The following is a 22248-nucleotide window of genomic DNA, read 5'->3' as shown; positions in this document are numbered from 1 at the left end:
GATCAGGGCCGCATGAAGCCGTAATCCTGATCGTCATCGAGGTTTTCGGCGAGAAACTGCAGCTCGTCGGCCAGATCCTCGGCACTGCGCACCGCCCTGCTCTGCTGCACCACCGCACTGAGCAGGGCGCGCAACCCCAGCCCCGGCTCGAAGCCTGCCGCGTGCGCGGCATCCAGGCTGGCCCGCACTTCCTGACGCGCCCATTCGTACACACTCATCACTGCGCCCCTCCCCGGGTGTTTTTCCGAGCATGAGCGCCATGCGGATCGGCTTACTTGATGCAGATCAACGAGAGTTCCCGGGCGGCTCGTTGTCCTTCCACGGTGCCGACAGGTAGCGTGTGCGGTTGAAGGTTTCCAGCCATTCGGGGCAGAACACCACCAGTGCACTGATCACCATGCCGTTGATGAACGCCTCGGGAAAGAGGATCAGCCACAGGTAGCCGATGAAGTCTTCCAGCCACTCCGGCATCGCGAAGCGCTCGTCGAACCACAGCAAAGCCAGGCTCGACAGCAGGCACAACAACGCCGCCAGGGCCGCGGCAAAGAAGCCCGAACAGAAGATGTAGACGAAGAGATTGCGTGGCTGGGCACGCTCCACCAGCACCGCACAGACCTCAGTGACCAACACTGGCAACAGGATCAACAACGTGCCATTGACGCCCAAGGCTGCCAGGTCCTGCCGCCCCAACAGCACCAGTCCGAGCTGCGCCACCAGTGCACCGACGATCGCCAACGGCCAGTCGAGCAGCAAGGTGACCGCGGTCAGGCCAATGAAGTGATAGGACACACCGCTATCGAAGTCACGACGCAGCAACCAGAGCAGGAACAGGGCGAACACAGTACCGAACAGCAGGTGCTGGCGGCGACTGTCGGTGAACAGCTCGACCCACGGCGAACGCCAGACTACCCAAAGCACCACCGGCAGATAGATCAGCCAGCCGATAACCAGACTGGCAGGCGACAGCAATTGCGCACCGATCATAAGCACCTCTGCGTCACACCTGGAACTCCCTGCCCGGATAAGCCCTACAGTCTACACGGGTAAACAACTGGCAGCCCGGAGATAGTCCCCGGGACACTACCTGTTGTCACGATTTCAACGCTAAGCTTGGGCCATGGACGACTCAGACTTCTTACGTTTGCTGACCATCCAGGCCGAGCAAGCCAACACGTTTCTATCCAATGCCCGCAAATGGGAGCGTGAGCGTTGGGTCTGCCAGCGCCTGCTGCAGGGACTGAACGTGCCCTACCGTCACGAGGACTTCCATCCCGCCGGCCAGGAGCCGCCGGACGCGCTGTTTCGCGATGCCCGCTTCGAGGTGTTCTTCGTCCTTGATGAAGGCCGTCGACTCAACGACGAATGGCGCGAGGAGCTCCAGCGTCGACGCAGCGCATTTTCCCTGAGCCAACTGGTGCGCCGCGAGGCCAAGCCGCGACGCATTCCCGCTTCCGAGCTGTTGCTGCGCCTGGCCCCGACCCTGCGCAAGAAGTCTCACAACTACAAGGAGCGCGGCCTGGACCTGAGCGAACTGGACATCATCGCGTTCGCCAGCCTGAAGCGCGAAGTGCTCGACCTCAACAGCCACTTCCCGCCGCCCACCGAGTACCTGCGTCAGGGCTGGCGCTCGCTGTCACTGGTGGGACCGACCTTCGCCCGGGTGCTGTTCGCCCACCCGGACGCGCCCGACTTCCTGCGTGGCAACCTGGGGCGCAGCATCGTCTTCGACGTGGGTATCAGCCTGTAATTTCGTGCCGAAATTGCCGCCGCCAATGATACAAAGCGTTATCATCTGCCGGAATCGTCCAGCAGCCAGAACCTTTTCCTGGCGGCTATGCTCAAATGAGCGCTGCAGGGGTTTCAGCTAGTGGGCATCGGGGACAGTGTTGCCCAGACATGCCCACATGTAGCGTTTGCACATTCGGTAACGTCTACCTGACAGAGACCTTCTTCATGAGCAGCCGACTGACCCCGCAAGACCAGAAACATGTCGACGAGTACCTGCAACTCTCCCAGCACCAGGTCGAGCGCCGGCCCTTTCGGCCGTGGATGCTCCTGGTGGTGGTGCTCGTCGCGGTGATCGGCCTGGGCCTGTTGAGCCGCCTCCTGAGTTATCTGGCGCTATGAGCTGCCTCGCGCTCGCCCGGGTAACGCAGGCACAGATTTCCTTTAGCCTTGCGAGATATCCCCATGACCCATCGTATCGTGATCGTTGGCGGCGGCGCCGGCGGCCTGGAGTTGGCGACCCGCCTGGGTAAGACTCTGGGTAAACGCGGCAGTGCCAGCATCGTGCTGGTCGACGCGAACCTGACCCACATCTGGAAGCCCCTGCTGCACGAAGTGGCCGCCGGCTCCCTGAACTCTTCGGAAGACGAACTCAACTATGTCGCCCAGGCGAAATGGAACCACTTCGAGTTCCAGCTCGGCCGCATGAGCGGGCTTGATCGCGCCGGTAAAAAAATCCAGTTGGCCGCGACCTACGACGAAAACGGCGTAGAGTTGCTGCCGGCTCGCGAGCTGGGCTACGACACCCTGGTGATCGCCGTCGGCAGTACCACCAATGACTTCGGCACCCAGGGCGCGGCGCAGCACTGCCTGTTCCTCGATACCCGCAAGCAGGCCGAGCGCTTCCACCAGCAGCTACTCAACCACTACCTGCGTGCCCATGCCGCCGGACACAACGACACGCCGGAACAGATGATCAGTGTCGCCATCGTCGGCGCCGGTGCCACCGGCGTGGAACTGGCCGCAGAACTGCACAACGCCGCCCATGAACTGGCGGCCTACGGCCTGGACCGGATCAAGCCGGAAAACATGCACATCACCCTGATCGAAGCCGGTCCGCGGGTGCTGCCAGCCTTGCCGGAGCGGATCAGCGGGCCGGTGCACAAGACCCTGGAAAAACTTGGCGTGCGGGTCATGACCAACGCGGCGGTCAGCGAGGTCACCACCGAAAGCCTGCTTACCGCCGATGGCCAGGTGATTCCGGCCAGCCTGAAGGTCTGGGCAGCCGGTATCCGCGCGCCTGGCTTCCTGAAGGACATTGACGGTCTGGAGACCAACCGGATCAACCAGCTCCAGGTCCTGCCGACGCTGCAGACCACTCGCGATGAAAACATCTTCGCCTTCGGCGACTGCGCGGCCTGCCCGCAGCCGGGCAGCGATCGCAATGTACCGCCACGCGCACAAGCGGCCCACCAGCAGGCGTCGCTGCTGGCCAAGTCGCTGAAGCAAAGGATCGAGGGCAAGGCTGGAGCCCTGCCGGAGTACCGCTACACCGACTATGGCTCGCTGATTTCGCTGTCGCGCTTCTCGGCGGTGGGCAACCTGATGGGCAACCTGACCGGCAGCGTGATGCTCGAAGGCTGGCTGGCGCGGATGTTCTATGTGTCGTTGTATCGCATGCACCAGATGGCGCTGTACGGCACGTTCCGTACGTTGATGCTGATGCTGGGGAGCCGGATCGGGCGTGGGACGGATCCGCGGTTGAAGTTACACTGATCGAGCGGTGTGTCGGCGGGGCGGCGTTGCGGCTGCCCTTGCCGGCAATGGCTTAGTGCCAGCGAGCAGCATGAAAAAACAGCCGTAAAACTCGCGAACACGATAGGCCCGGTATTCGGCGCGCACAGGCTTTGGGGGCGCTTCGCCCCCCAGCGCAGGCAAGCCTGCTCGCCACATGAGGTTGCGCTCCATATGGGAGTTGCTTTCCGGTTGACCGGGAAACTTTATTCAGGACGGGACAGTTCTCCTGAAAAACTCAGAAGCTGCAAACTCTACTCAGAACGAAATACGTGGGCAAAAAAAAGCACCCTTGCGGGTGCTTTTTTTCTGAATATGGTCGGGGTAAGGGGATTCGAACTCCTGACATCCTGCTCCCAAAGCAGGCGCGCTACCGGACTGCGCTATACCCCGGTTTGAAATTGGCTCCGTGACCAGGACTCGAACCTGGGACCCAATGATTAACAGTCATTTGCTCTACCGACTGAGCTATCACGGAACGACACATTTCAAGCTACAACTCTAACGCTTCACCCCATCGCTGGAAGCTTACTCTTCGTCACTTTCGCATTTCTGCGTTTGCGTCTCTGAGGCGCGTCATTTTACAACCTTTCAACTCTCTGTCAACCCCTAAATTGCTTTCAAGACACTGAATTTGCAATCTTTTTTTGGAATTCCCTTTGCGGGGGCGTTCCGGGGATGACCGTGTTGCGGGGCGCACTTTACAAGCCTTTTTCATTGAATTCAACGCCTTGGCGAAAAAAAAGGCCTCGCGATGCGAGGCCCTTCCTTCCAGTGCCGCAACCACTCAGGCAAAGACGATCTCGTCGTTCTCCACCTGGCCGGTGATGCTGCTCCCCGGCACGAAGCGTCCCGACAGGATCAACTGGGCCAGCGGGTTCTCGATCCAGCGCTGGATCGCCCGTTTCAGCGGCCGTGCGCCATAGACCGGGTCGTAGCCAACGGCGATCAACTTGTCCAGCGCCTCGTCGCTCAACGTCAGCGTCAGCTCGCGCTCGGCCAGGCGGCCACGCAGGCGGCCCAACTGGATCTCGGTGATACCGGCGATCTGCTCACGCGCCAGCGGCTCGAAGATCACCACTTCATCGACCCGGTTGATGAACTCCGGCCGGAAATGGCTGCCCAGGGCATCCATGACCGCCGCCCGCTGCGCCTCTCGATCACCCACCAGCTCCTGGATCTGCGTCGAGCCGAGGTTGGAGGTCATCACCACCACGGTGTTGCGGAAGTCCACGGTGCGGCCGTGACTGTCGGTCAGGCGACCATCTTCCAGCACCTGCAGCAGGATATTGAACACATCCGGGTGCGCCTTCTCGACCTCGTCCAGCAGGATCACCGAATATGGCTTGCGCCGCACGGCCTCGGTCAGGTAGCCACCTTCCTCATAACCGACATACCCTGGAGGCGCACCGATCAGGCGAGCCACGGAGTGTTTTTCCATGAACTCGGACATGTCGATCCGCACCATGGCCTCTTCGGTATCGAACAGGAACTCGGCCAGGGCCTTGCACAGTTCGGTCTTGCCCACCCCGGTCGGGCCGAGGAACATGAACGAACCGCTCGGACGATTCGGATCCGACAACCCGGCACGGGAACGCCGTACCGCGTTGGCCACCGCCACCACCGCCTCGCTCTGGCCGATGACACGCTGGTGCAGCAGGCTTTCCATCTTCAGCAGCTTCTCACGCTCGCCCTCGAGCATTTTCGAGACCGGGATGCCGGTCCACTTCGAAACCACCTCGGCGATCTCCTCCTCGGTGACCTTGCTGCGCAGCAACTGGTTCTCGCTGTGACCATGCTGGTCGACCATCTGCAGGCTGCGCTCCAGGTCCGGGATCACCCCATACTGCAGTTCCGCCATGCGATTGAGGTCGCCCTTGCGACGTGCCGCCTCCAGTTCCTGACGCGACTGCTCGATTTTCTGCTGGATCTGCGCCGAGCCCTGTACCTCGGCCTTTTCCGAGGCCCAGACGTCTTCCAGGTCGGAGTACTCACGCTCCAGCCGGGCAATGTCTTCCTGGAGCTTGTCAAGGCGCTTGATCGCTGCCTCGTCGTCCTCTTTCTTCAGGGCCTGGGCTTCGACCTTGAGCTGAATCAGGCGTCGCTCCAGGCGATCGAGCACTTCCGGCTTGGAGTCGATCTCCATGCGGATGCGGCTGGCGGCTTCGTCGATCAGGTCGATGGCCTTGTCCGGCAACTGGCGGTCAGTGATGTAGCGATGGCTGAGCTTGGCGGCCGCAATGATCGCGCCGTCGGTGATGGCCACCTTGTGGTGCACTTCATAACGCTCTTTCAGGCCGCGCAGGATGGCAATGGTGTCCTCCTCGCTCGGCTCGTCCACCAGCACCTTCTGGAAGCGCCGCTCAAGGGCCGCGTCCTTCTCTATATATTGACGGTACTCGTTGAGGGTGGTCGCACCGACACAATGCAGTTCGCCACGCGCCAGAGCCGGCTTGAGCATGTTGCCCGCATCCATCGAGCCTTCGCCCTTGCCGGCGCCGACCATGGTGTGCAGTTCGTCGATGAACAGAATGATCTGCCCTTCCTGCTTCGACAGTTCGTTGAGCAGTGCCTTGAGGCGCTCCTCGAACTCTCCGCGGTACTTGGCCCCGGCGATCAGCGCGCCCATGTCCAGCGACAGCAGACGCTTGCCCTTGAGGCCATCGGGCACTTCGCCATTGATGATGCGCTGGGCCAGGCCTTCGGCGATGGCGGTCTTGCCCACGCCAGGCTCGCCGATCAGCACCGGGTTGTTCTTGGTCCGCCGTTGCAGTACCTGAATGGTACGGCGAATCTCGTCGTCACGGCCGATCACCGGGTCGAGCTTGCCGTCTTCGGCACGCTTGGTCAGGTCGACGGTGTACTTGTCCAGGGCCTGGCGCGATTCCTCGACGTTGGCGTCATTGACCGCCGCGCCACCCCGCAGGTTGTTGATCGCGTTCTCCAGGGCCTTCTTGCTCACGCCCTGGCCCAGCAGCAACTTGCCGAGTTTGCTGTTCTCGTCCATGGCGGCGAGCAGCACCAGTTCGCTGGAGATGAATTGGTCGCCCTTCTGCTGGGCCAGGCGATCGGCCTGGTTCAACAGGCGCGCCAGATCCTGCGACATGTTCACATCGCCGGTGGGATTCTGGATTTTCGGCAGCTTGTCGAGCTCCTTGCTCAACTCCTTGCGCAGGCTGTTGACCTCGAAGCCAACCTGCATCAGCAGGGGTTTGATCGAACCACCCTGCTGTTCCAGCAATGCCTGCAACAGGTGGGTCGGTTCGATGGCCGGGTGATCCAGGCCGACGGCCAGGGATTGGGCATCGGACAAGGCCAACTGCAACTTGCTGGTTAATCGGTCTATACGCATTAGTCACCTTCCTTTTGAGCAGGCCGGAGCGATGGACACACCTGAATGGAGAAGCCTGCCAGATGCACCTATAGATACGGTCGATTCTGGGAGTTTCAAGCGTCGGACGATTGACGCAGATCAGAAGAGTCTAGTCGGCCAGCCAGACCAGAGAGGCGAAACGACCGGTACGCGGGTTGCGCCGGTAGGAATAGAAGCGCGGGTCGGACACCGTGCAGAAGCCGCCACCGTAGACGGCGGTGACTCCGCGCGCGGCCAGGCGCAGGCGGGCCAGGGCATAGATGTCGGCCATGAAACGGCCGGCGTTGCGGCTGGGAACGAAGGCCTCGACGGTTTCCGGATGAGTGGCAACGAAGGCCTCGCGCACTTCCGCGCCCACCTCGAAAGCCTGGGGACCGATCGCCGGGCCAAGCCAGACCAGTATTTCCGAAGACGCCACACCGAGACTGTCGACCGCTGCCTCCAGCACACCGGCTGCCAGGCCACGCCAACCGGCATGGGCCGCCGCCACGCGGGTCCCGGCACGATCGCAGAACAAGGCCGGCAGGCAATCGGCGGTCATCGCCGTACAAGCCACCCCGGGAGTCATCGTCCAACTGCCATCGGCCTCGGCGGTCACCTCCGGGTCAGCCTCGACCACCACCACGCCATGCACCTGGCGCAACCAGGCCGGGCGGATAGAGAAGGTCGTATTGAGGCGCCGACGGTTTTCCGCGACCGCGGCCGGGTCATCCTCGACATGATCGCCCAGGTTGAGGCTATCGAACGGCGCCTGGCTGACGCCCCCCGCACGAGTGGTCACGCAGGCCCTGACCCGCGCCGGCGCGGGCCAGTCCGGAATCAGGAAGTCGCTCACCCGACGAAGGCCTCGCGGTCCTGCTTGAGCAGCGACAGCAGCCAGACGAAATCGTCCGGCAGCGGCGACTCCCAACTCATGCGCTTGCCGGTGGTCGGATGTTCCAGCTCCAGGAACCGCGCATGCAGGGCCTGACGCGGGAAGTTTTTCAGCGAATCGACCATGGTCGGGCTGGCTGCCGGCGGAATGCGGAAACGGCCACCGTAGACAGGGTCACCCACCAACGGGAAGTTGATGTGCGCCATGTGCACGCGGATCTGGTGGGTCCGGCCGGTTTCCAGTTTCACCCGCACATGGGTATGGGAGCGGAAGCGCTCGAGTACACGATAGTGGCTGACCGCCGGCTTGCCGCCTTCCATCACGGCCATGCGCTGGCGCTGCTGGCCGTGCCGGCCGATCGGGGCATTGATCTTGCCGCCCGCGGTGACCACGCCGATCACGATGCACTCATAGATACGGCTGACGGTCCGGCTCTGCAACTGGGCCACCAGTTGCGTCTGCGCCTGGATGGTCTTGGCCACCACCATCAGCCCGGTGGTGTCCTTGTCCAGCCGGTGCACGATACCGGCGCGAGGCACGTTGACGATGTCCGGCACGTGGTGCAACAACGCGTTGAGCAGGGTACCGCTGGCATGTCCGGCCGCCGGGTGCACGACCAGCCCCGCCGGCTTGTTGATCACCAGGATATCGTCATCTTCGTAGACGATATCGAGCTCGATATCCTGGGCTACCCATTCACCCTGAGCTTCCTGTTCGGCGGTCAGTTCGAGAACGGAGCCGCCGTGGACGATATCGCGCGGGCGGATCACCGCACCATCCACCGTCAGGCGGCCGTCCTTGATCCAGGTGGAAAGGCGCGAGCGCGAGTGCTCGGAAAACAGTTGGGCGGCGACTTGATCGAGGCGTTGACCGCCCAGTTCGGACGGCACCTCTGCGCGAAGTTCAATTTTATCGGACATGCTCGGACTGGGCGTCGGCACAGCCTTTGGTTTCGGCTGCGCGCTTGTGGTTAAATACGGCGTCTTTTGCCCCGAGGCTTTTCAACGGGGCGTTCATCATAACAGGACGGCACCGCCCAAGACAGCGGCCGTCATAGGGACGCAAGCCGCCATGCAAGTGAAACACCTGCTGCTGATCGCCATCCTCGCACTGACCGCTGCTTGCTCGTCGAAGGAAGTCGTTGACGAAAACCTGAGCGAAGTCGAGCTGTACCAGCAGGCACAGGCCGACCTGGACAACAACAGCTATACCGCCGCCACCGCCAAGCTCAAGGCCCTGGAGTCGCGTTATCCGTTCGGACGCTATGCCGACCAGGCACAGCTCGAGCTGATCTACGCCAACTACAAGAACTCCGAGCCGGAAGCCGCCAAGTCCGCCGCCGAGCGTTTCATCCGCCTGCACCCGCAGCACCCGAACGTGGATTACGCCTACTACCTCAAGGGCCTGACCTCGTTCGACCAGGACGTTGGCCTGCTGGCGCGTTTCCTGCCGCTGGACATGACCAAGCGTGACCCGGGTGCCGCCCGCGACTCCTACAACGAGTTCGCCCAGTTGACCAGCCGCTACCCGAACAGCCGCTACGCGCCGGACGCCAAGCAGCGCATGATCTACCTGCGCAACCTGCTGGCGGCCTACGAAATCCACGTGGCCGACTACTACCTGACCCGTCAGGCCTATGTCGCCGCCGCCAACCGCGGCCGCTACGTGGTGGAAAACTTCCAGGAAACCCCTTCGGTCGGCGACGGCCTGGCGGTGATGGTCGAATCCTACCAGCGCCTGCACCTGGACGAACTGGCTGCCACCAGCCTGGAAGTGCTGAAGGCCAACTACCCGAACCACCCGAGCCTGGTCGACGGCCAGTTCGTGCCACGTGTCGCCGAGGCGGACAACCGCTCCTGGCTGAGCAAGGCCACCCTCGGCCTGATCGAGTCGCGCCCACCGCTGCCACCGGGAGAAACCCGCGCCAACCAGGACGTGATGAAACAGTTCCAGGACGCCAAGGACGCCATTCCGGCCGACCTGAAACCGACCGAAGGCGATGCCGCCCAGGAAGAGCAGCACGAAGCCGAAGGCAACAACAGCGACCGTTCGTGGTTCAGCTACATGACCTTCGGCCTGTTCGACTGAAAGCCAGGGTTGCCTACAGAAAAGAGCCTCTCGGGGCTCTTTTTTTTGCCTTGGGCCCAGCACCCCGCAATTGCACTGGGCTCGCGCCATGAGCTTGGCTAAACTGCCGGATCATTCGTCGAAAAGCGGGTTGCCATGCTTCGTCTACTGTTCTGGATCGCACTGATCGCCGCTGCCGTATGGTTCTGGCGCAAGTTCAAACGGGCCGCAACCGCCAGCCGTCCCGCCGACGAACCCAACGCCCCGCCCATGGTGCGCTGTGCCCATTGTGGCGTTCACCTGCCCCGCGACCGCGCCCTGAGCCAGCAACAAGAGTGGTATTGCAGCCAGGCTCACCTCGAGCAAGGCCCGAGCCCTCGTGACCGCTGAGACCTTCAGTCTCGGCGGAGCCCAGGCGCAGCGCCTGCTCAGGCTCTACAACCTCTACCGCTTGAGCATCGGCATCGCCCTGGTCCTGCTGATTTCCAGCAGGATGGACGACAAGCTGCTGGAACTGACCGACGGCGAACTGTTTCGCACCGGCAGCTGGATCTACCTGATCCTGAACATCCTGGTAGTGGTGCTGCTGGAAAATCCCAGGCGCCAGGCCCAGGTCTTCAGCCTGGCACTGGCCGACGCGGTGATGCTGTCGGGCCTGTTCTATGCCGCAGGTGGCCCGCCGAGTGGTCTCGGCAACCTGCTGATCGCCTCGGTCGCCATCAGCAACGTGCTGCTGCGCGGCCGCATGGGGTTGCTGATCGCGGCCATTTCAGCCAGCGGCATCATCTACCTGACCTTCTACCTGAGCTTCAGCCTCCCGGCGGCAGCCAACTACTATGTGCAAGCCGGGCTGCTGGGCGTGCTGTGCTTCGCCGCGTCCTTCCTCGTCCAGGGGCTGACCCGCCTGCTGAACGTCAGCGAAACCCTGGCCGAACAACGTGCCAGCGATGTGACCAAGCTTGAGGAACTCAATGCCCTGATCCTGCAGCGCATGCATACCGGCATCCTCGTGCTCGACGCCGAGCATCGCGTGCAACTGGCCAACCAGAGTGGGCTGATGCTGCTGGGCCAGGAGCATCTGCTCGGGCGACTGATCGAATCCTACTCACCGGAGCTGATCGCCCGCCTGCGCCTGTGGCAGAGCAACCCAACATTGCGTCCGCAAAGCCTCAAGGTCGCCGGCAGTGACGTGGTCCTGCAGCCCAGCTTCATCGCCCTGCAGCGGGGCGAGCAGCGCCAGACGCTGATCTTCCTCGAAGACCTGTCGAAAATCGCCCAACAGGCCCAGCAACTCAAACTCGCCGCCCTGGGCCGGCTGACCGCCGGGATCGCCCACGAAATCCGCAATCCCCTCGGAGCCATCAGCCACGCCGCCCAACTGCTGCTGGAATCGGAGGAACTGCAAGATCCCGACCGACGTCTCACGCAAATAATCCAGGACCAGTCCAAGCGCATGAATCTGGTGATCGAGAACGTCCTGCAACTGTCGCGGCGACGCCAGGCCGAGCCGCAATTGCTCGACCTGAGCCCCTGGCTGCAAGCCTTTGTCAGCGACTGGCGCGAAAGAGCCGGCCCAGGCCAGCACTTGCATCTGCGGATCGAGAACGACTGGCTGAAAACCCATGCCGACCCGCAGCAAATGACCCAGGTGCTGAACAACCTGCTGGAGAACGGCCTGCGCTACAGCGCCCAACTGCATGAGCAGGCCGAGGTCTGGCTGACATTGTCGCGCGAGCGCAAGAACGACCTGCCGACGCTTGAAATCCGCGACAACGGCCCCGGCGTCGCCGCAGAACAGTTGCAGCACCTGTTCGAACCCTTCTTCACCACCGAAAGCCAGGGCACGGGTCTGGGCCTGTACCTGTCCCGCGAGTTATGCGAAAGCAACCAGGCCCGCCTAGACTATTCCAGGCACGAAGGCGGCAGTTGCTTTCGCATCACCTTCGCACACGTACTGAGACAGAGTTGAACATGAGCCCACGGCAAAAGGTCCTGATCGTCGATGATGAGCCGGATATCCGCGAACTCCTGGAAATCACCCTGGGCCGAATGAAGCTCGACACCCAGAGCGCCCGCAATGTCGGCGAAGCCCGCGACAAGCTGACCCGAGACACCTTTGATCTGTGCCTGACGGATATGCGCCTGCCGGACGGCACCGGCCTGGAGCTGGTGCAGCACATCCAGCAGCGGCACCCCCAGGTACCGGTGGCGATGATCACCGCCTACGGCAGCCTCGATACCGCCATCAATGCACTCAAGTCCGGCGCCTTCGACTTTCTCACCAAGCCGGTGGACCTGGCCCGCCTGCGCGAACTGGTCGCCAGCGCCCTGCGCCTGCCGGTGGCCGGGCACAAACCGGCGACCATCGACACCCGACTGCTCGGTGACTCGCTGCCGATGCGCGCCCTGCGCAAGCAGATCGACAAGCTGGCGCGCAGCCAGGCACCGGTGTACATCAGCGGCGAGTCGGGCAGTGGCAAGGAACTGGTGGCGCGCCTGATCCACGAGCAGGGCCCGCGGGCCGAACGACCGTTCGTACCGGTCAACTGCGGGGCAATTCCGTCGGAACTGATGGAAAGCGAGTTCTTCGGCCACCGCAAGGGCAGTTTCAGCGGCGCGGTCGAGGATAAGCCCGGGCTGTTCCAGGCGGCCAACGGCGGCACGCTGTTCCTCGACGAAGTGGCCGACCTGCCGCTGGCGATGCAGGTCAAACTGTTGCGGGCCATCCAGGAGAAGGCCATACGCAGTATCGGCGGGCAACAGGAGGAAGTGGTGGATGTGCGCATCCTTTGCGCCACCCACAAGGACCTGAACGCCGAAGTGGCTGCCGAGCGGTTTCGCCAGGACCTCTACTACCGGCTGAATGTCATCGAACTGCGTGTCCCGGCCCTGCGTGAGCGCCGGGACGATATCGAGCCCCTGGCGACCCATGTACTCGAACGTCTGGCCTCGGGCAGCGGCCAGCCGGCCGCCAGGCTGCACCCGCAAGCGTTGGATACGCTCAAGGGCTATCGTTTTCCCGGCAACGTGCGGGAACTGGAAAACATGCTCGAACGGGCCTACACCCTCTGCGAAAACGACCAGATCGAAGCCAGCGACCTGCGTCTGGCGGAAGCCGCGGGCAACATGGCCGAGGCCGGTGAACCCAGCCTGGCACAGATCGACAACCTTGAGGACTACCTGGAGAATGTCGAGCGCAAACTGATCCTCCAGGCCCTGGAGGAAACCCGCTGGAACCGGACCGCGGCAGCCCAGCGCTTGAGCCTGTCGTTTCGCTCGATGCGCTATCGCCTGAAGAAGCTGGGGCTGGACTGAGCCACCCAATCGTCCTCACTCTCCACCAAGGACAGCCCTTGTGGGAGCCGGCTTGCTGGCGATTGCGGTGTATCAGTCAACTACGCTATCGAATGGCAGATTGCCATCACCAGCAAGCCGGTTCCTACAGAATGCGTCCGGCAGGCGCGTAAGGCGCAGGATCGATGATCGGCTCACGCCCCAGCAGCAGGTCGGCAAACAACTGGCAGGACGCTGGCGCCAATACCAAGCCATTGCGATAGTGGCCGCAGTTGAGCCAGAGCCCGTCGAAACCAGGCACCGGTCCGATGAAGGGAATCCCCTCCGGAGAGCCTGGCCGCAAGCCCGCCCAGTGGGCAACCGGCTCGACACCCGCGAGTGCTGGAATCAACTCCTGCGCCGACGCCTTGAGACTGTCCAGCGCCGGCACGGTCGGGGTCTTGTCGAAACCTTCATGCTCCAGGGTACTGCCAATCAGGATATGCCCGTCACGCCGCGGAATCGCATAACGGCCCTTGGCCAGAATCATGCTCGGCAGGAAGTCTGCCGCACATTTGTACAAAATCATCTGGCCCTTGACCGGCTCGACCGGCAGTTCCAACCCCAGGTTCTTCAGCAGTTCGCCACTCCAGGCACCGGCGGCCAGGACGATCTGCTCGGCACGCAGCTCACCCACCGAGGTGCGCACACCCACGACTTTATCGTCTTCGCGAATGAAGTCGCCGACTTCGCACTGCTCGTGGATCGTGACATTGGGCAATGCCTGCAGGGCTGCCTTGAGCGACTTCACCAGCCGCGGGTTGCGCACGTTGGCGACATGCGCCATATGGATCGCCCGGGAGTAGCCATCCCCCATCACCGGCACCGCGTCACGAACCGCCGAGATATCCACACGGCTCAGTGGGCGCTGCTCGCGCTCGGCCCAGGCCAGGGCTTCGGCCTCGTCATCGAGGTCCAGCCAGTAGAGGCCGGTGACATGGACTTCCGGATCGACGCCAGTGCTGGCGAACAGGCGCTCGCCCAACTGCGGGTAGAAATCCTGCGACCAATGGGCCAGGGCCGTGACGGCCGCGCTGTAGCGCCATGGATACAACGGCGAGACGATCCCGCCACCGGCCCAGGAGGACTCCCGGCCCAGGCCTGCGCGATCGAGCAGAATCACTCGCTCGACATTCCCCGCCAGATTGAAGGCGGTCAACAAGCCAATCACGCCGCCCCCCACGATTATCACTTGTTGCTGCCTGCTCATCTGTCGATCCAAACCTGTAGGGAGCGTGCTCAACCACTCCTGAAAAAAGTCAGCGCCCCCAACAGTCCTTTGTCGTCACACCTGAGCTGGCGCCCGGGTTGCTGCGTGCACCCGTCTGGGTAATGGTGAAACCGCCACACTTGTCGCCCACCATCATCGAGCCTGCCGCCGCCGTAGCTGCCAGGGTGAAATCCTGGGCGTTCAAGGTAGCGGCAATGGAGTAGTAGCCGTTCCCGGTGGAAACACTGGCGTTGGTGTAAAAGCCGTTCCTCGAATAGTAACGCTCCAGATTCTGTGCCTGCTCCGAGAGCAGTCCGGCAATCTCCGTGCGATGGGTACGCTTCGAGTACTCGATATAACTGGGATAGGCCACCGCCGCAAGGATACCGACAATGGCCACGACAATCATGAGTTCGATCAAGGTGAAGCCTTTGGCTGCCTGCGTCATACACGTTCTTTCCTATTGGATTTGTCGCCACATGATCCGTCGACTGCCGCCACCGCCTTTTTCCGCCATGGAGGTGGTGCCACCGCTGGAGTCGCTGAAGATTTTAGTCTGCCCCCCACTGCCGCCCATGATGCCGGTCAGGTTGGGGATGGCAGAAAAATTGAACCCGCTCGAACGCAGGTCACCACCGTCGACAACCCCGTCACCGCTGGTATCGAGCACGGCATAGCTGAGCATTTTCCCGGTGAACGCATCCAGCTCCACCACCCGGCCGGTACCGAAACTGGCGCAGGGATCGGTGGTATCGACGGCAGCGGTGGTGAAGACAATTCGCCCCAGGGTCGTGCGCGCCGGGTAGATCACCCGTTCCCCCGTGGCCACATTGTTATAGATCAGCGGCAGGTACCAGCCGCTCTGTGCCGGGTAAACCACCGGGTTTTCGCTGGTGGTGATGAACTGCACGCCATTGGAGGTGAAGACACCGGTAATCGACTGGGCCACCAGGTTGCTCACGGTGATCCTGCCTGCCCCGCCATCGGCATCCCATATACCGTAGAAGGCCTGCCCGTCCTTGCTCAACTTGTCAGAGGTTTCATTGAATTTCCCGGTACCGAAAAACACCATTTTGCCGTTGATCGGATGGTCGATCAGCAACGGTTGCGCGGTGATGGGCTGGCTGGCACCACCGGGTGCGGTAAACAATGGTGAACCGGCAAAGGCCAGGCCCCAGCTGTTGATCGTGGTGGAACTCAGGTCGAACTTCCACAGGCGCCCCTTGAGGTCGCCGCCATAGGCTGCCTGGACCACGTTCTGGGCATTCACCTTCAGCTTCACCGAGGATAGGCCATTGGTCGTTTCGCTACTGTCGACCACGATTTTTCTGATCAGCGAACCGTCACGGATATCGACGATGTACAACGCCGCGACACCGGAATTGCTGCCATAGCCGTTGGCGATGAACGCCGCCCAGCGGCCGTCGGGCAATCGGGCAACTTCGGGCCTGGCATAGGCGTAGCCGATATCGTTCAGCGGATTGCCGGTATCCGCGATGTCGGGGGCGCGTAACTCCCAGAGGGCGTTGTAGACATTGCCCAGCGTGGCATCGAACAACTGGACGGCAAAGAATGCCTTGCCGCCTGCCCCCACTCCACCCAGCGCCACGGTCTTCCAGGCACTGTTGTTGAACTGTGCATCGAATACGCCAACCTGACCATCATTGAGGAATTTATGGCTGGTACCGTTGATATAGGCCGGGTCGGCAATGAAATGCAGCGATGGCAGCACACTGCTGGGCATGTAGGCGTAAACCCGGGCACCGGTACTGGAATTGATCACGCTCATGAAGCCGTCGTTGCCATTGACCACCAGGTTGCTGTTCATCCTGCTGGCCTTGGTGCTCAGGTAGACGCTGTAGCTGCTGTCGCCCACCAGATCGGAAGCGGTCTGCTCGCTGGGCAAGGCCACCACCAGCGGCGAGTTGATGATATCGCCGAGCAACAGCGTACGCGTCTTCAGCCCGGTTTTGTTGGTGCCCTTGCTCCACTCCACCAGGTCATTGCCCACGATACCGCTGGGCAGGCCCAGGTTGAGCGCCGCTCGTTGCGTCGTGGAGAAGTTGTTGAATGCCAGGGCCACCACCGTGTTGCTCGTGGTATTCCATGACTGATACAGGGGCGCGGTGGAACTGGTCCTGATGGTGGTGTCGGTGCTCCAGTTCAACGCGGCGGTATTGACCGTACCATTGGTATTGAAGCCGTACGACTTGATCGTGCCGTGCCAGTCCGCCGGGTCATAGCCGGTCTGGAAGTAACTGGCGCTCGTGGAGGCGGTACCGGCAATGGCCGAACCCCCACCACCGGAACCGGCCTTGGAGGTGATGTCGCTGAAGGCGGCGGACAGCGCGGTACTCAGGCCGGCGCTGTCGATCGCCTGGTAGTACCTGCCCTGCCCATAGCTGGCGGCATCGGAGAGCATCTGGTTGGCCGCCGTGAACCCCACCGTGTAGGTGCTCATGTTCTGTTTTGGAAAATCGGCGCTGTTCCAGCTCTTGCCTGCGGCATCGGTTCCGGATGAACGCATGTCGATGTCATAGGCAAACTTGGCAATGTCATCGAGGTAAAGGCTGTCGCCCTCGCCATCCCCGCCCGTGGGGTTGTCGCCGTCGTTGTTTTTCCCATCCCAGTTGGGCAACCTGTTCGTCCCCTGGGCCTGGGGATCATTCGACGGAAACGTCCGGTCGTAGGTCGGCAACCCGTCGGTTATCACCACGCCATAGTTCTTCTGGCAGCGGTATTGGATAGGGCTGGTGTAGGTGCTCGGCGAGGCGTTGTAGTAGGGCGTCATGCCACGAAAGTAGCGGGTGATCTCGTAATAGGTTTCCGCCAATGGCGTGTTGGCAATGGCGCCCAAGCCATTGATGGAACTGATCAGCGAGTTGTAGTTGGTATTCGCCTGAGTCTGGGTCACCGAACCGCTGACGGGTGACAGGTCGGCGACCGAACGGACGATATAGCCGCCGGGACCGGGATCACTGAAGGTCGGCGGGTTGAAGGTCGCCAGGCCAATGCGCAGCGAACGGTTCTGCGTCACCAGGGTCTTGGAGACCTCCCGCGCAACGTTGATGCGATAGTCGTTGGGCACCAGCGTGCCCGTGGTGAAGTCGGTGTTCACCCCATTGGCCTTTCTCAGCAGGTAGGCCAGGTAGGCCGTCGAATAGCGGGTATTGCCGCCGCCCACCGGATCGGGCAGGCGCAAACACACGGACGACTGAAGAAGGCCTCTATAGAAACGATACCAGTTGCCGCTGAGGGAACAGCCGCCACCATAGAGGTTGCCAACGAAGACATTGGTGTCGTCGGCATCCAGCGTTTGCGAGCCGAGGCAAAGGAAGTCCGCACAGTTCACTACAGTCCCCCAGTTCGCATTGGGGTCGAAGTCGGCGGCCCAGATGATGCTGTTCATGCTGCCGGAATCATCGACCAGCAGCATGACATTGGGAGCGACGGCCGCCGCGCTCAGCAAGGGCGCGTCGGCGGGCGTGAAGGCATAGGCCGGGGCCGCGAGATACAGGCCCAGCAAGGCCCCCGCCGCTGCCTTCAGGCAACGCCGGGGCCAACTGTCGCGAGGTCTAGTACTTGGCATAGATGCTCTCCAGAACCGTGCGCGAATTGCCCGAAATGGCGACTGCGGTGATTCGATACAGGGTCGCGGAGGTATTGCTCGGCAGGCTGACTGCCGTCATCGACGTTCCGATGTTCTGTACCCCATAGAAACCGCCGCCCGCTGCGACCCAGACCACCCCTGACGTGGCATCCGTCTGCGCAGCAACCAGGGTCGCGGACTCGGGAGGCGGCGCACAACGGACGGCGTTTGTGCAGACCGCCAATGAGTAATTGCTCTGCTGGACCGCATTCTCGCCCATCCGCAGGACCGCCTCGGCGGTCTGGAATGACGTATTGCGCAAGGTCACGCTGCCCGCCATCTTTTCCTGCAATGTCGCGCTTTGCATGGAGGAAATGCCGATCAGGGTCAACAGCAGCAGAAACACCAGGCTGACCAGCAAGGCCATGCCGCTCTGCTGCCTGCGACCAATAGGGGGTGGGGCTTGCCGTGAGCGATTCATGCACTTACCTACTGAAGCCGGTTTCGCAAGGCGGCCACCGCCGTGAAAGTCTGGTTCCTGACTCGATTGCTCGGGTCGGATAGGGTGATGCTCAGACGTACGCTGCGGATGGTGGCGGGATCGCTGGGGTTGCTGTTGTAATTGAGCACGGCGGTGTCGGTAGCATTGGCCGCGACACCGAACCTCACGTCGAAAGCCGCGACATTGTTGACCAACGCCGCCCCGGTGCCAGTCCCCGTACCTGCCAGCAGCAATAGCTGGTTGCCGCTATAGGTGTAGGTCAGCTTGCGAATGGGGAACGCCTGCTGGCCGCTGGCGGGCGTCGCCGCTCCGGTATAGGCCGTGGCAGTGGTGCGACAGTCGGAAGTGATCGTCCAGGTGGGCACACCGCCCCCGGTGCCGATATCAGCCGTCACCAGGACCAGCGACTTGTTGGCATTGTTCCACGAGATCGGCGTGGTGGCGTTGGTGGCGAACGTGGCAGGATTGCTCCCGTCGACAATCGCGGCGGTCGTCAGGCAGCCGAACATTCCCACCATCCGTATTTCCTGGATCATCTTGCTCAGAATGAAGCGCGCATCCTCCTGCATGGCGGCGGCCGCGTTCTGGCTGGCGTAGGTGTTCCTGGCGGAGAGGAATATCTGGGTGATGCCGGCCACGATCACCAGGCCGAGGACGAGGGCGATCATCAGCTCGATCAGGCCAAAGCCCCTGGACAGCCTTTTCATGGTGTCGCCACCGGGTCGGTGGCCACCCGGCTGGTCAGCACGAAGGTGCGGGTCGGCGCATTCGCCGTCGTCGCATCGTCGGCCCGCTTGTCCCCCCAGCCGATGGTGATGGTCACCACGCGGTTGTTGACCGCAATGCTGCCGCTGCCATCCGTCGCGGCAAAATTGTTGATGTTGTTCTTGAAGTCGTAGAGGTCGGCATCCCGTGCCGCAGTCGAGCCCGCCGTCGCCGTGATGCTCTGCAGGTTGCTCACGGCGTAGTTCGCGTCCGGATTCGCACGGATACGATCGAGCATGTCATAGGCGATGAAGCTGGCCTGGCTGGTCATCATCGAACTGTCGGTATACTTCAGCGCATTGAGCTGGATAGCCGCCGCGCCCAGCAGACCCACGGCGAGAATCAGCACCGACACCATCACTTCGATCAGGGTCAGGCCAGCCTGCTTTCCACCGACGATGCATGCCATCAGCAACTCCCCAGGACGACCCTGCCGTTCGGACAGACATTCAAGGTACGGGTTTGCGCGCCGAGCGTGTAGACGAAGGTCGCAGCGGTGGAGACCCCACCCAGGTTGTTGAAATCCAGGCTGCCGACCCCGGCCGTCACATCCAACGTGGCGCCACTGCTCATCGGCGGGATGACCTGATAGTAGTTGGTGCGGCCGGCCGAATCGTCAGCCACCGACATCACCACCAGTTGGCTGGTCCAGGCGCCATTGGCAACCTGGGGACGGATACGCGTGCCGATCCCCCGGTCGATGGCTTCCAGGCGCGCATAACTGAGCCCCCGCATCAGATCGTTGACCTCGGTATCGGCCTTGGTTCTGTCGCTGGAGCTTTTATAGGATGGCAGCGCAATCGCCACGAGAATCGCGAAGACCGCGAGGGTGAGCATCAGCTCGACCAGCGTAAATCCCTTGTTACCACTGTCCATTGCGTACCCCTCAAGTACCTGGACTATAACTGGCTCTACAACCTGGAACATTCTTCGCCAGGACGTACGGTTGTTTTCTCGGGATCAACGCGAGTCTGTCGTCCCGGCCACTCCACGGAGGGAGAGCCCATGCACCAACGAGGCCTGAGCCTGGTGGAACTGCTGGCCGTGCTGGTGGTTATCGCCGTGCTGGCAAGGCTGGCGGCACCGTCATTCGGCGAGCGGCTCGCCTCACAACGTCGCCAACTGTCCGCCGAACAGCTCGCCCTCGGCCTGCAAACGGCCCGCACCGAGGCGATCCTGCGCAACCAGGCCGTGATCATCCACGCGCTGAACGATGACTGGAGCCAGGGCTGGCGTATCATTCTCGACCTGAGCGGCCAAGGCCCCGGAGACGACAGCAACCCAACCCTGGTCGAACGACAGGACAGCAGTGCCGGGCCGATTGTCGGCAATCAGCACGTAAGAAGTTTCGTGCGGTTCTCATCGATCGGTGCGCCGACCAACGACGGCGTGGCAGGCGGAACCCTGCACATCTGCGCCGCGAACAAGCCACTGAGCCAACACCGCGTGGTGCTCGCCAGGACAGGTCGGATCAGGCTAGAAACAGGCGAGAAGCAGGAGGCGCTCTGCGGCGCCCCAGGCTCAGGGGAGCGTGCGAACGCGTAGTTCCTTGGGCATGGAGAAGGTGATGTTCTCCTCGCGGCCGGCCAGCTCATCGGCACCGGTCGCACCCCAGGCCTGAAGCTGCTGGATCACGCCGCGCACCAGGACTTCCGGGGCAGAAGCGCCGGCGGTGATGCCGATCCGCTCGACACCGTCGAACCAACTGCGCTGCATGTCCTCGGCACCGTCGATCAGGTAGGCCGGTGTCGACATGCGCTCGGCCAGTTCACGCAGGCGGTTGGAATTGGAGCTGTTCGGGCTGCCCACCACCAGCACCACATCGCACTCGTCGGCCAGTTGCTTGACCGCATCCTGGCGATTCTGCGTGGCGTAGCAGATGTCGTCCTTGCGCGGCCCGCCAATCGCCGGGAAGCGCGTGCGCAGGGCATCGATGACGCGACTGGTGTCATCCATCGACAAGGTGGTCTGGGTCACGAACGCCAGCCTGTCGGGATTGCGCACCTGCAGGGCGGCGACGTCCTTCTCGTCCTCCACCAGGTAGATCGCACCACCGTTGCTGGCGTCGTACTGGCCCATGGTGCCTTCCACTTCCGGATGCCCGGCGTGGCCGATCAGGATGCACTCACGACCGTCACGGCTGTAGCGCGCCACTTCGATATGCACCTTGGTCACCAGCGGGCAGGTGGCATCGAAGACCTTCAGGCCACGCCCGGCCGCTTCGCTGCGCACGGCCTGGGAAACGCCGTGGGCACTGAAGATGACGATGACATCGTCCGGTACCTGGTCCAGTTCCTCGACGAAGACAGCACCGCGGGCACGCAGGTCTTCGACGACGAATTTGTTATGCACCACCTCGTGACGCACGTAGATCGGCGGACCGAAGACCTCCAGGGCCCGGTTGACGATTTCGATCGCCCGGTCCACGCCGGCGCAGAAGCCACGGGGGTTGGCGAGTTTGATTTGCATGCTGTGCCTCGTGTCTTGCGCGCAAGGGTTGGAACATTCTACCGCTTGCGCGGCATATCGCTACGGTATGGCGCCGCGAGGATGCGGCGCCTACCAGGGCGGAGTCTCAGGACAGTGCCTTGACTTCGATGATCTCCACATCGAAGGTCAGCACCTTGCCGGCCAGCGGGTGGTTGAAGTCGACGGTCACCTGGGCGTCGTCGAACGCCTTGACCACGCCCGGCAGCTCGGTATTGGCGGCGTCGTTGAAGATCACCAGCAGGCCTTCCGACAGCTCCATGTCCTGGAACTGCGAGCGTGGCATGACCTGCACGTTCTGTGGATTGGGCTGACCAAAGGCGTTTTCCACCGGGATGGTCAGGCTGCGCTTGTCGCCGGCCTTGAAGCCGAACAGCGCGGCCTCGAAACCGGGCAGCAGGTTGCCGTCACCGACCTTGAAGGTCGCCGGTGCCTTGTCGAACGTGCTGTCGACCGTGTCGCCGTTTTCCAGGCGCAGGGCGAAATGCAGGGTGACCTGGGTGTTCTGACCGATCCGTTGCTCAGCCAC

The 22248-nt window shown here is 62.4% G+C and carries 22 protein-coding genes and 2 tRNA genes; 8 read left to right on the top strand and 16 right to left on the bottom strand.

What is annotated here, in order from left to right; genetic code table 11:
* Nucleotides 1–2: 2 nt before the first annotated feature.
* Complete coding sequence (locus K675_RS0120895; protein ID WP_017905424.1) at nucleotides 3–218, bottom strand: hypothetical protein; 216 nt, start codon at nucleotides 216–218, stop codon at nucleotides 3–5.
* A gap of 67 nt (nucleotides 219–285) precedes the next feature.
* Entirely contained in the window at nucleotides 286–984 is a 699-nt protein-coding gene (locus K675_RS0120890) for an energy-coupling factor ABC transporter permease (RefSeq protein WP_017905423.1), read from the bottom strand.
* Nucleotides 985–1117: 133 nt separating this feature from the next.
* Between K675_RS0120890 and K675_RS0120885 the strand changes: the two genes are divergently transcribed.
* The 3 genes from K675_RS0120885 (at nucleotide 1118) to K675_RS0120875 (ending at nucleotide 3501) form a co-directional block, all read left to right on the top strand.
* Entirely contained in the window at nucleotides 1118–1747 is a 630-nt protein-coding gene (locus K675_RS0120885; RefSeq protein ID WP_026145392.1) for a DUF1780 domain-containing protein, read from the top strand.
* A gap of 206 nt (nucleotides 1748–1953) precedes the next feature.
* The gene (locus K675_RS31155; protein WP_017905421.1) at nucleotides 1954–2127 is read left to right on the top strand and encodes a DUF3094 family protein; all 174 of its coding nucleotides are present in this window, start codon (nucleotides 1954–1956) and stop codon (nucleotides 2125–2127) included.
* A gap of 63 nt (nucleotides 2128–2190) precedes the next feature.
* Nucleotides 2191–3501, top strand: a complete 1311-nt coding sequence (locus K675_RS0120875; RefSeq protein WP_017905420.1) for an NAD(P)/FAD-dependent oxidoreductase — start codon at nucleotides 2191–2193, stop codon at nucleotides 3499–3501.
* Between the two features lie 334 nt (nucleotides 3502–3835).
* Here K675_RS0120875 and K675_RS0120870 read toward each other — a convergent pair.
* The 5 genes from K675_RS0120870 to rluD form a co-directional block, all read right to left on the bottom strand.
* Nucleotides 3836–3912 (bottom strand) — tRNA-Pro (locus tag K675_RS0120870).
* Between the two features lie 9 nt (nucleotides 3913–3921).
* Nucleotides 3922–3997, bottom strand: a tRNA-Asn gene (locus tag K675_RS0120865).
* Between the two features lie 309 nt (nucleotides 3998–4306).
* Nucleotides 4307–6871 (bottom strand): ATP-dependent chaperone ClpB, encoded by a 2565-nt coding sequence (clpB, locus tag K675_RS0120860; protein ID WP_017905419.1) that lies wholly within the window; start codon nucleotides 6869–6871, stop codon nucleotides 4307–4309.
* Between the two features lie 130 nt (nucleotides 6872–7001).
* Nucleotides 7002–7727, bottom strand: coding sequence for a peptidoglycan editing factor PgeF (gene pgeF, locus K675_RS0120855; protein ID WP_017905418.1), 726 nt, complete (start codon nucleotides 7725–7727; stop codon nucleotides 7002–7004).
* Nucleotides 7724–8686, bottom strand: a complete 963-nt coding sequence (gene rluD / locus K675_RS0120850) for a 23S rRNA pseudouridine(1911/1915/1917) synthase RluD (protein WP_026145391.1) — start codon at nucleotides 8684–8686, stop codon at nucleotides 7724–7726. The genes pgeF and rluD overlap by 4 nt, the downstream gene beginning before the upstream one ends.
* Nucleotides 8687–8837: 151 nt before the next feature.
* Here rluD and K675_RS0120845 point away from each other — a divergent pair, with 151 nt between their 5' ends.
* From K675_RS0120845 to K675_RS0120830, 4 genes are all read left to right on the top strand, one after another.
* Nucleotides 8838–9854: an outer membrane protein assembly factor BamD gene (locus K675_RS0120845; protein ID WP_017905416.1), complete on the top strand. Its 1017-nt coding sequence runs from the start codon at nucleotides 8838–8840 to the stop codon at nucleotides 9852–9854.
* A gap of 135 nt (nucleotides 9855–9989) precedes the next feature.
* A complete protein-coding gene (locus K675_RS0120840) occupies nucleotides 9990–10223 on the top strand; it encodes a PP0621 family protein (protein WP_017905415.1) in 234 nt (77 codons plus the stop codon).
* Complete coding sequence (locus K675_RS0120835) at nucleotides 10213–11802, top strand: sensor histidine kinase (protein ID WP_017905414.1); 1590 nt, start codon at nucleotides 10213–10215, stop codon at nucleotides 11800–11802. The genes K675_RS0120840 and K675_RS0120835 overlap by 11 nt, the downstream gene beginning before the upstream one ends.
* Before the next feature lie 2 nt (nucleotides 11803–11804).
* A complete protein-coding gene (locus tag K675_RS0120830) occupies nucleotides 11805–13148 on the top strand; it encodes a sigma-54-dependent transcriptional regulator (protein ID WP_017905413.1) in 1344 nt (447 codons plus the stop codon).
* Nucleotides 13149–13272: 124 nt separating this feature from the next.
* Here K675_RS0120830 and thiO read toward each other — a convergent pair whose 3' ends face one another.
* The 7 genes from thiO to K675_RS0120795 form a co-directional block, all read right to left on the bottom strand.
* Nucleotides 13273–14376 (bottom strand): glycine oxidase ThiO, encoded by a 1104-nt coding sequence (gene thiO, locus K675_RS0120825; protein WP_017905412.1) that lies wholly within the window; start codon nucleotides 14374–14376, stop codon nucleotides 13273–13275.
* A gap of 49 nt (nucleotides 14377–14425) precedes the next feature.
* On the bottom strand, nucleotides 14426–14824 hold the full coding sequence (locus K675_RS0120820) for a type IV pilin protein (protein WP_017905411.1): 399 nt from the start codon (nucleotides 14822–14824) through the stop codon (nucleotides 14426–14428).
* Nucleotides 14825–14836: 12 nt separating this feature from the next.
* Nucleotides 14837–17965: a pilus assembly protein gene (locus tag K675_RS0120815; RefSeq protein ID WP_026145390.1), complete on the bottom strand. Its 3129-nt coding sequence runs from the start codon at nucleotides 17963–17965 to the stop codon at nucleotides 14837–14839.
* Entirely contained in the window at nucleotides 17952–18392 is a 441-nt protein-coding gene (locus K675_RS0120810) for a pilus assembly PilX family protein (RefSeq protein ID WP_017905409.1), read from the bottom strand. The genes K675_RS0120815 and K675_RS0120810 overlap by 14 nt, the downstream gene beginning before the upstream one ends.
* 62 nt (nucleotides 18393–18454) lie before the next feature.
* On the bottom strand, nucleotides 18455–19174 hold the full coding sequence (locus tag K675_RS0120805; RefSeq protein ID WP_017905408.1) for a PilW family protein: 720 nt from the start codon (nucleotides 19172–19174) through the stop codon (nucleotides 18455–18457).
* Nucleotides 19171–19641 (bottom strand): type IV pilus modification protein PilV, encoded by a 471-nt coding sequence (gene pilV, locus K675_RS0120800; protein ID WP_017905407.1) that lies wholly within the window; start codon nucleotides 19639–19641, stop codon nucleotides 19171–19173. Before pilV ends, K675_RS0120805 begins: the two co-directional genes overlap by 4 nt.
* Complete coding sequence (locus K675_RS0120795) at nucleotides 19641–20108, bottom strand: GspH/FimT family pseudopilin (RefSeq protein ID WP_017905406.1); 468 nt, start codon at nucleotides 20106–20108, stop codon at nucleotides 19641–19643. Before K675_RS0120795 ends, pilV begins: the two co-directional genes overlap by 1 nt.
* A gap of 129 nt (nucleotides 20109–20237) precedes the next feature.
* On the opposite strand from K675_RS0120795, the gene K675_RS0120790 reads away from it, so the two are divergent.
* Nucleotides 20238–20777, top strand: coding sequence for a GspH/FimT family pseudopilin (locus K675_RS0120790; protein WP_017905405.1), 540 nt, complete (start codon nucleotides 20238–20240; stop codon nucleotides 20775–20777).
* On the opposite strand, the gene ispH is transcribed toward K675_RS0120790, so the two are convergent.
* Both ispH and fkpB read right to left on the bottom strand, forming a co-directional pair.
* Entirely contained in the window at nucleotides 20754–21701 is a 948-nt protein-coding gene (gene ispH / locus K675_RS0120785) for a 4-hydroxy-3-methylbut-2-enyl diphosphate reductase (protein ID WP_017905404.1), read from the bottom strand. The genes K675_RS0120790 and ispH overlap by 24 nt on opposite strands.
* A 106-nt stretch (nucleotides 21702–21807) precedes the next feature.
* On the bottom strand, nucleotides 21808–22248 hold the full coding sequence (fkpB, locus tag K675_RS0120780; protein ID WP_198291665.1) for an FKBP-type peptidyl-prolyl cis-trans isomerase: 441 nt from the start codon (nucleotides 22246–22248) through the stop codon (nucleotides 21808–21810).

Source organism: Pseudomonas fuscovaginae SE-1 (assembly GCF_000364705.1).
Classification (GTDB): domain Bacteria; phylum Pseudomonadota; class Gammaproteobacteria; order Pseudomonadales; family Pseudomonadaceae; genus Aquipseudomonas; species Aquipseudomonas fuscovaginae_A.
This window is presented reverse-complemented; position numbering and strand designations above follow the sequence as displayed.